11 protein-coding genes and 1 riboswitch are annotated in these 9,012 nt (G+C 29.2%); of the genes, 6 read left to right on the forward strand and 5 right to left on the reverse strand.

Going from position 1 to position 9,012, the window contains the following annotated elements:
- Positions 1 to 6: 6 nt before the first annotated feature.
- Positions 7 to 687: a LytR/AlgR family response regulator transcription factor gene (locus tag BFJ87_RS14120; RefSeq protein WP_077405948.1), complete on the reverse strand. Its 681-nt coding sequence runs from the start codon at positions 685 to 687 to the stop codon at positions 7 to 9.
- Positions 680 to 1,603, reverse strand: coding sequence for a sensor histidine kinase (locus BFJ87_RS14125; RefSeq protein ID WP_245799644.1), 924 nt, complete (start codon positions 1,601 to 1,603; stop codon positions 680 to 682). Before BFJ87_RS14125 ends, BFJ87_RS14120 begins: the two co-directional genes overlap by 8 nt.
- 308 nt (positions 1,604 to 1,911) lie before the next feature.
- Here BFJ87_RS14125 and BFJ87_RS14130 point away from each other — a divergent pair, with 308 nt between their 5' ends.
- From BFJ87_RS14130 to BFJ87_RS14145, 4 genes are all read left to right on the forward strand, one after another.
- Positions 1,912 to 2,202: an EF-hand domain-containing protein gene (locus BFJ87_RS14130; RefSeq protein ID WP_077405954.1), complete on the forward strand. Its 291-nt coding sequence runs from the start codon at positions 1,912 to 1,914 to the stop codon at positions 2,200 to 2,202.
- A gap of 5 nt (positions 2,203 to 2,207) precedes the next feature.
- Positions 2,208 to 3,053, forward strand: coding sequence for a YHYH protein (locus BFJ87_RS14135; protein WP_077405957.1), 846 nt, complete (start codon positions 2,208 to 2,210; stop codon positions 3,051 to 3,053).
- A 97-nt stretch (positions 3,054 to 3,150) separates the two neighbouring features.
- Positions 3,151 to 3,597 carry a toxin-antitoxin system YwqK family antitoxin gene (locus tag BFJ87_RS14140; protein ID WP_077405997.1) on the forward strand — a complete coding sequence of 149 codons (447 nt, stop codon included), beginning with the start codon at positions 3,151 to 3,153 and terminating at the stop codon, positions 3,595 to 3,597.
- A complete protein-coding gene (locus tag BFJ87_RS14145) occupies positions 3,575 to 4,240 on the forward strand; it encodes an SCO family protein (RefSeq protein WP_077405960.1) in 666 nt (221 codons plus the stop codon). The genes BFJ87_RS14140 and BFJ87_RS14145 overlap by 23 nt, the downstream gene beginning before the upstream one ends.
- Before the next feature lie 15 nt (positions 4,241 to 4,255).
- On the opposite strand, the gene BFJ87_RS14150 is transcribed toward BFJ87_RS14145, so the two are convergent.
- The 3 genes from BFJ87_RS14150 to BFJ87_RS14160 all read right to left on the reverse strand — a co-directional run bounded on the left by BFJ87_RS14150 (position 4,256) and on the right by BFJ87_RS14160 (position 7,529).
- Complete coding sequence (locus tag BFJ87_RS14150; RefSeq protein ID WP_077405962.1) at positions 4,256 to 5,158, reverse strand: DMT family transporter; 903 nt, start codon at positions 5,156 to 5,158, stop codon at positions 4,256 to 4,258.
- A gap of 45 nt (positions 5,159 to 5,203) precedes the next feature.
- Positions 5,204 to 6,520 carry a Na+/H+ antiporter NhaC family protein gene (locus tag BFJ87_RS14155; RefSeq protein ID WP_077405965.1) on the reverse strand — a complete coding sequence of 439 codons (1,317 nt, stop codon included), beginning with the start codon at positions 6,518 to 6,520 and terminating at the stop codon, positions 5,204 to 5,206.
- A 47-nt stretch (positions 6,521 to 6,567) separates the two neighbouring features.
- Positions 6,568 to 6,666, reverse strand: a riboswitch (SAM-I-IV-variant riboswitch).
- A gap of 53 nt (positions 6,667 to 6,719) precedes the next feature.
- Positions 6,720 to 7,529 (reverse strand): DUF1853 family protein, encoded by an 810-nt coding sequence (locus BFJ87_RS14160; protein ID WP_077405968.1) that lies wholly within the window; start codon positions 7,527 to 7,529, stop codon positions 6,720 to 6,722.
- An 83-nt stretch (positions 7,530 to 7,612) separates the two neighbouring features.
- Here BFJ87_RS14160 and BFJ87_RS14165 point away from each other — a divergent pair, with 83 nt between their 5' ends.
- Both BFJ87_RS14165 and BFJ87_RS14170 read left to right on the forward strand, forming a co-directional pair.
- Positions 7,613 to 8,182 (forward strand): phosphatase PAP2 family protein, encoded by a 570-nt coding sequence (locus BFJ87_RS14165; RefSeq protein WP_077405971.1) that lies wholly within the window; start codon positions 7,613 to 7,615, stop codon positions 8,180 to 8,182.
- Positions 8,183 to 8,310: 128 nt separating this feature from the next.
- Positions 8,311 to 8,931, forward strand: a complete 621-nt coding sequence (locus BFJ87_RS14170; protein WP_077405974.1) for a hypothetical protein — start codon at positions 8,311 to 8,313, stop codon at positions 8,929 to 8,931.
- The last annotated feature ends 81 nt before the right edge of the window (positions 8,932 to 9,012 follow it).

Here is a 9,012-nt window from a genome sequence, read left to right on the forward strand (position 1 = left end):
TTTTTGTTAAAACAAATCTTGTTTTACTTTATCATAATAGCTATCGCTAACAGGTATACTTATGTTTGTTAGTAGTAAGTCTCTACCTTTTAAACTTGTAACTTTTGTTTTATTAACAATAAAAGACCTGTGAACACGCATAAATAAATTAGGATTTAAGGTTTTCTCTAAAGATTTTAATGTTTGGTGGCTCATTATCTTTTTACCATCTTCTAAATAAAATTTAACGTATTCACTATCACTTTCTATATGCGTAATGTGCTGTAATTGTATTTTATGCAAGTCATAACCAGATTTAATAGTTATACTATCATTAGCAACATCTTTTGTTATGCTTTTAACAGCTTCAAGCTTGTTTACAGCTTGCAAAAAACGGTCAAAAGTTATGGGTTTTAATAAGTAATCTAAAGCATTTAGCTCATAACCCTGCAAAGCATATTCAGAATAAGCCGTTGTAAAAATTATTTTAGTAGTATCGGGTATCATTTTAGCAAAATCTGTTCCTTTTAAATTAGGCATTTGTATGTCTAAAAAAATAAGGTCTATTGTATTTGCTTTAAGTGTTGGTATAGCATCAATAGGGCTTTCATAATCGGCAACAAGTTCTAAATAATTTAATTTACTAATGTAACTAGTAAGTAAGCCTCTAGCTAGTTCCTCGTCATCAATAATAATACACTTATACATTTTGTTGCAAATTTAGTTCAACTTTAAAAATACCATCACTTTTAGATACATACAACGTGTGTTTGTTTGGGTACAATATATTTAATCTTCTTTTTACATTATCTAAACCAATACCACCTACATCATCCTTTAAAATATCAGTAGTAGCTATGCTATTTTCTACCTTAAAATTAATATTTGTTTTGTTTGCTGTTAATTTAATAGTAATAAATGTAGCATTAAATTGGTCTATATTACTATGTTTAAAGGCATTTTCTACAAATGGTATTAATAGCATTGGTGCAATTTGCAAACTACTATCTGTTATATTAAACTTGGTTTCTATAGGATATTTTTTACTGCTTTTTAGTGTAAAAAGTTTTATGTAATTTTCTATATATTCTATTTCTTTTGTTAATAATACAAATGGCCTTTCACATTCATACAAAACATACCTTAACATTATAGATAAATAGTTTATACTTTCTTGTGTTTTAGCTGTATCTATAGCAGATAGTGCATAAATGTTATTTAAAGCATTAAACAAAAAATGCGGATTTATTTGAGATTTTAAAAGCTTTAATTCCGTTTCTAAATTTTCATTTTTACTAATAATTATCTCTTCTTCCTTTTTTTTAGTGTACACAATAAACTCTATTACTGTTGCTAATATATAAGCTATAAATAATAGTAATATTTGTGTGAATTGCCTAGACGGTGGCCTTGGTAAGTTTTCTCGGTTAAAATTTGGTAAATCTGGTACTTGCGGTACTCTAAAAAAAGGTATGGGACGTTCTGGTAATAATACAGACATTAATCCTATAAACACTCCTAAGGCAATTGCAGAAATTATTAAAAACTGCAAATGTTTTTTTGGAAATAAAAACTTAGGAGCAGTGTAAAATATTAGTAAAGCAATTAATACAATTTGTCCCAAAAAAAGGAATGTATTTTGGACTATAAAATTTGTTGTCCAAGCTTGTTGCGACCATAAAACAAACCACAAAGCAAACCATAAAATTATCTGAGAAATAAATCTAATTGTTGTATTCATACTGCAAATAAATGAAAATAAAAATCAATGTATAGCCAATAAATAGCCTATTTAACACCTGTAAAATAGATTTTGCGGAATATAATAACAGTTTTACAGAAAGCTTAGCTGCATTCACTTAAAACCAAACATCTGTATTAATCTTATGTTCATCTTTGAAATCTAAATAGTAGAATTTTAAAAATAAAAAGATGAAAAATACAACAGTAAAAAAAGGAATTTTAGGAGTAGCGTTAGTAGCATTTGGTGCAATGGGATTAAGAGCACAACCACCAAAAGGAGAACAACGTAAAAGACCTACGTTAGAAGAAATTTTTAAACAGATGGACGCTAATGAAGATGGCAAACTTACTAAAGAAGAGGTAAAAGGACCTTTAAAAAAAGATTTTAAGAAAATTGATGCCAATGAGGATGGGTTTTTAACTAAAGAAGAAATAGAAAAAATGCCTAAGCCAGAAAAGAAAGAGAAACCATCTAAATAAAACTTATGAAAATTTCTAAATTAAAATATATACCATTATTTAGTGTAGCAACCATTGTTACTGTAGCATTTATTGCTTGTAGCAATGATAGTAATGCTGATGAGGATGATACAAATAATGATAGTACAAGTGCAGAATTACACGCAGCTTTTGCAGAGTTTGATACTGAGAATGTAACAATTTTATTAAATGGTACAGAAGTAGAAATAGAAACTAACGGAATGCCAAACCATACGTCTCCGTATTGGTCTAATACTACAGAACGTTCTGCTGTAGACCCAATGGGTAATACGTTAACTACAGAAGCAGCAGATAGTAATCATCCTTTATTTGTAGAGCCTACGGTAACTAGCTTTGAAAAAATGGCTCCAGGTAATATTGATGATTTTAACGGATCATATTCTTTAACTGTTCCCCAAACACCAACTAAGGCATCTACAAGTACTTCTACTGGTTTAGGAGCTATTGGTATAGCTGTAAGTGGCGCAATGATTTATAATGATGAAGAAGGACCAAATGTACCTTTAGATAGTGCAGTTGGCTCCTTAGATTATACAGCAGCACATACAGGTCCGCAAAGTTACCATTACCATTTAGAAACTAAAGCTTGGTCTAATGATGATGAAAATTTAATTGGTATTATGGCAGATGGTTTTTTTCTGTATGGCAGAAAATGTAATGCTACAGGCACATATCCTACAGACTTAGATGCTTCTGGCGGACATACAAGTACAACACAACACACAAGTAAAGAAGAATATCATTACCATATACAAAATGAATTATATCTTAACCAATTTTACATTTTATTCCCAGGAGATTACCAAGGTACGCCAGCTACTATTTTATAAACTGCTTTTAATTGTAGTATTACTATGTGTAAGCAGCTGTACAAATGTAACAGTTGTCTTAAAAAAAGATTTAAATGTAAAAAATAATCAAGGGCTTGTGTATTATAATAACAAGCCTTTTACGGGCTTAGCTATTAATTTTTATAAAAATGGTGGCAAGTCTGAAAGTATTAGCTATAAAAATGGTAAAAAACATGGCAATTACCAAAAATGGTTTTATACGGGAGATCTTAGTTACCAAGTATATTACAAAAACGGAAAAAAAGAGGGCGTGGCTAAGTCTTGGTGGAGCAATGGTAAACTAAGGTCTAGGTCTGTTTTTGCAAACGGAATTGTAAACGGTATACAAAAGCAGTGGTACAAAACTGGAGCAAAATTTAAGGAGATGAACATTGTAAACGGAAAGGAAGAAGGCTTGCAAAGAGCATGGCGTAAAAACGGAAAAATATATAATAATTATGAAGCAAAAAACGGTAGAATTTTTGGACTTAAAAGAGCAAATCTTTGTTTTCAATTGGAAGATGAAATTGTACAGTTTAAATAGCTTGTTTACAGTGTTTTTAATTGTTTTTACATTGTTGGGATGCAATAATAAATCTAACAGTAAAAAAGCGAGCGCTTTACCTTATTATGGGGAATCTAGTTTTACTCCAAAATGGTTGGCTCCAAATAGTAAAGAAGCTAAAGAAATGCACAGTATACCCAACTTTAGTTTAATAAACCAAAATAGAGAAGTAATAACACGTAATACTTTTAAAAATAAAATTTATGTAGCAGATTTTTTCTTTACTAGTTGTTCTGGTATTTGTCCTAAAATGACAAGTAATATGTCTGTACTACAAGAAGCTTTTAAAACAGATAATGATGTTTTGTTGTTATCACATACAGTAACTCCGGAGACAGACACAGTAGAAGTTTTAAACGAATATGCAAAAACTAAAGGTGTTACGGCTAACAAATGGCATTTAGTTACTGGTAGTAGAAGTGAAATTTACAACTTAGGTAGAAATGCCTATTTTATAGAGGAAGACTTAGGAGAATTAAAAACAAATGATGATTTTTTACACACAGAAAATTTTGTTTTAATTGATAAAAACCAGCACATTAGAGGTATTTATAACGGATTAAATAAAACTGCTATACAACAACTTATTACTGATATTAAAACTTTAAAAGAAGAGTCTTAATTATTTGTTTACTATTTAGTTAGAATATAATATTAAAGCAACACCTAAAAGTATACCTGCAAGCGGAATGAGTTTTTTTCGTTTATTTTTTTCTTTAAACAAAATTCCGCCTACTAATACGGCTATTAAAATTTGACTCCTTTTTATAGCAGATAAAAGCATAATTAAGGCATCTGGATCTTGTAATGCTTTAAAGTAAAAATAATCTGCAGTTTGTAATAAAATACCAACGGCAGGTATAGACCAACGCCATTTAAAGGCTTTTCTTTTTTCTGCTTTAGGAAACCAAGTTATAGCAAGTATTACCAATAAAATTAAAATTGTATACCAGCAAAACCAAAACTGTAATGTTTGCGGATTTAAGTTTATGTGTTGTATTAAAAATTTATCATACAAACCACTAGAAGATCCTAAAAAAGTAGCACCTATTATAGCAAATATCCATTTGTTTTTTTTAAAATTGATACCTTCTTTCTTTCCAATTCTAGAATATAGGAATACTGAAAATATAATTAAGAAAAAGCCAATCCATTGCCAGTAATTTGGTCGTTCATGATATATAAAAATTGCACCAATAAAAGTAAAAAAAGGCCCTGCAGAGCGTATGGGTGTTACAATAGTAATAGGCAAATGTTTTAAGGCTTGGTAAGCCAATACCCAAGAGCCAGCCATTAGCATAGATTTTACAACAATTAATGCGTGGTTTTGCCAAGGAATATCGGTAATGTAAAAACCAATTTCTTTAGTAAACTCAGGATAAAATTTAGATCCTAAATAAAAAGGTAGTAATAGTAAAAAACCAGCAGTTATAGTACCTAAAAGTACAGGAAAAACCTCATTACCTTGTACAGCATGTTTTTTGCACAAATTGTGCAATCCTAAAAATAAAGCCGATAAAAGGCCTAAATACATCCACATGGCCGCGAAGATAACTTTTTAGATAAATTATTATAGAACTACACCTTAATTTATACTAGTTTTCTTCATTTTAAACGGATTTAAACTAATGTATATTATGGTGTAGATAAATAACAAAAGTAAATACCAAGTATTACCAATAAGTTCTGTATAAGTTAAGTTTCCATCAGAAAAACTCAAAATCATTAATACTTGTGCTCCATATGGTAGCAAACCTTGTGTAATGCAGGCAAAAATATCTAAAATTGAAGCTGTTTTTTTATTCTCTAATTTATACTCATCATTAATAGTTTTTGCAATAGAACCAGAAATAATAATAGAAACTGTATTGTTTGCTATTGCCATATTTACTGTACTAACTAAGGTTGCAATACCAAATTGAGCAGATTTTTTACTCTTTATAAGGGTTTTAATCTTATTTAAAATGTAATCTATACCGCCATTTTTTGCTACCAATGCTGCCAAACCACCAGAGAGTAATGATAGTAGAAAAATCTCTGTCATACTGGTAAATCCATTGTAAGCAATTTTGGTAGACTCAATAAGGGTAAAATCACCATAAAAAATACCAATTGCGGCAGCTATTAATACACCTAACAAAAGTGTAACAAATACGTTTACACCAATTACAGAGAGTGCAATTACTAATATGTAAGGAACTATTTTTAGTAATGAATAATTGTATGTAACATCTTCTAAATTGTTAGACTCTAAAGCAGCGCCGTTAACTATTAAAATAGCAATTGTAAAGAGTGCTGCTGGCAAAGCAATTTTTATGTTTTGCTTAAATTTATCACTCATTTTTACGCCCAAGGATTGTGTTGCTGCAATTGTAGTATCTGATATTACCGAAAGGTTATCTCCAAACATAGAACCACCTAAGAGAGCGCCGCAAAGTATAGCTAATGACACACCTCCTTTATCTGCAAAGCCAATAACAATAGGAGTTAGTGCTACTATTGCACCAACAGATGTACCTGTAGATATAGATAAAAATGCAGCAATTATAAATACTCCAAAGTAGATATATTGTATGGCTATAAAATCTAAGCCAAGGTTTACAATAGCATCTACACTACCGGTTTCTTTTGTAATTGTAGCAAAAGCACCAGCTAATAAATATATTAAACACATTGTTAGTATTTTACTATCTCCGCAACCAGCTAAAAGCGTTTCTATTTTAGAGTTTATGCTTTGTTTAAAAATTAAAAAAGCTACAATAATACCAGCTATAACTGCTATAGGAGCAGGTAAAGCATAAAAATCATTTTGATAAATACCTACACCTAAAAATGTAAATACAAATACAAATAAAGGAAGTAAAGCAATAAACCTAGGCTTGTTGTTTTTAATGGATGTCATTTTTTTAGTTTTGCAGAACCAAAAAGAAAAGGACAAATAAGTGGAGCTGAATTAACATTTTTTCCAAAGTATTGGCTTATCCTTTTTTAGCACCTTGCTTGTTAATGCAGGTTGCTATCTCTTTTTTGAGATTCTTGATAATTAAGTGCGCAAAACTAAAGCATAACAACGAGAAAAAATCATAATTTTCTGTTATTTTTTACCACCAAACCACAAAAAACTTTTGTAACTCTCCGTTTGGGAACTTAATCCAACATAAAGGAGACTTTTTAGCTGTTATCAAGGTATTTATTTCAAAAATAAACTCATCATATTTAAGCCAGTTTACTTGGGTTTGTACATCTTGTAGCCAATTAGTTTTAGACGGAATATAAAATTTACAATCTTTAAACTGTAATAAATCTGTATGCTTAACATAAAATCCTTTAATGCACTCTTTATTTAAGTCCTTAAATTTTACACTTCTTTTATAAGGTGTAAATAGTTGTGCTTTAAAAAATACACGTTGCTCAATTTCTTTAATATTTAAATTAAGGTTATTTATTGTAGAGGCTGTATGCTTGTTATAGAGTAGGGGTAGTTGTTTCTGTTTTAATTTGGTTAGCTTTTTAAGTAATGTATCGTTTCTGTTTGGCCCAATCCAGTATTCTATTTCTGTGTTTCCAACAGAGTCATCAAACAAATAAAATTTATAAATTATTTCTACGTGATAAGGGGTATTGTTTTTTGTTAAAATACAATCTATTTCGCCTATTGTAAGCTTGTCATTTTGTATTTGTATGTTCTCTGCTAAAATGGTAATATTTTTACTAAATTTAAACTCAGTACTAACGTAGCGTTCTACACGTTTTCCTAACCTTAAATTGGTTGGTATCTTGTCAGTAAATTTGGGAGTATCATTTATTTCTAGTTCAAACTGTTTTAAATTATACACGATATTGTTTACCCACAGTATTGGGGTATTTATATAACCAATAAATTGTTGCGCTATATCTTTGTCTTGTGCCATTATTTAAAAGAGAGTAAACACTTGTGTCAATAAATTATCTTTTTCTACAAATAAAACTATATTTGTGATAATAATTGGTTTAAATGAAAATTAAAATAGCTCAATTTATATCTGTATTAGGACACCCGTTGTTGCTATTTCCTTTTTTAATTTTAATTTTTAATCTTAATGATAAGGAAACAGTCTTTTCCCATACCTTATCTCTTATTTATGGTATTTTTTTTCTAGTTTTAATTGCTTGGGTTTATATTGGCAAAAGATTAGGAAAATATACAGATTTAGATGTTTCTAATAAAAAAGAACGTAAATCTCTTTATATATTTGCTTTGCCATTAATGGTTTTGGTACTTTTCTTTTTGTTTTACACAAATCAACCAATATATATATGCACTAGTTTTTCTATAGCTACACTAATGCTTTTAGCTTCTTTTGGAATTAATTTCCTTATAAAAATATCTATGCACGTAGCTATAAATATTTATTTAGCTCTGGCTATTTTATATGTAAACCAGCGTTTAGGTGTTGTTCTTATTCTGTTTACGTTATTAGTTTTATGGTCTAGGTTGGTGTTAAAAAGACATACGCCTAAAGAGGTTATAACCGGCCTAATTATAGGTTCCTTGTTTGGGGTTACCCTTTTGCTTATTTCTTAAAATTATTTTTTAACGAAAATTTACTGAACCTACTTAAATAAATATTTAGTAGCTGTATTTCTGTATTGTGAAGTAAAATTACTAGGCAATTACCATAGTTTTGCCAGTATAACATTAACTACACAAAAATGAAAAATGCTTTAAAAATTTCCTTTATTCTTATTATGCTACTAATAACCTCATGTAGCAGTGATAAAGATACAATTAGAATTTCTACGCTAGAAGGCTTACAAGCAGCCAAACAATTAGCAATAACTAATTTTGGAGCCGATTTTGAAGTATATGATTTTGAATTATACTCAAAAGGAGATTTAGACTCAGATTTAGGAAGAATTACTATTAAATATTTAAAAGATGGTAAGCTATACCAAAGAGTCTATAACACTACAACCACTAATAATAAAGCTTCTTTAGATGATGAAAAGCTTTTAAGTGATGCTTTTCAGAAAAGCTTTTTCGTTAAAAATTCTCAAGGAAAAATTAAAATTAGTGATATTGATATTGATACAATGTTTGCTAATATAAATAAAGGGGTAGTTATTATTAAAAAAGAAATGGAAATAGACAATTACCAAGTCAGAAAATATAAAATTAAGGCAGATACCAAAACAAATAAAATTTCATCAGATTTTGAAATACATTTTACAGAACCTAATAATGAAACTATTGAAGGGCGTAATATTGTAACTAATTTTTATGAATTAGAATTTAAAGGAGATGAAAATAATAACATTACTGTTGATAATTAATACATAAATAAAGCGTTCCCAGCTTTAATAAAGGTTGTTCTATATATTTATAGGCAGCCTTTTTTTATTTTATAGTTTTTT

Source organism: Cellulophaga omnivescoria (assembly GCF_001999725.1).
Lineage (GTDB): Bacteria > Bacteroidota > Bacteroidia > Flavobacteriales > Flavobacteriaceae > Cellulophaga > Cellulophaga omnivescoria.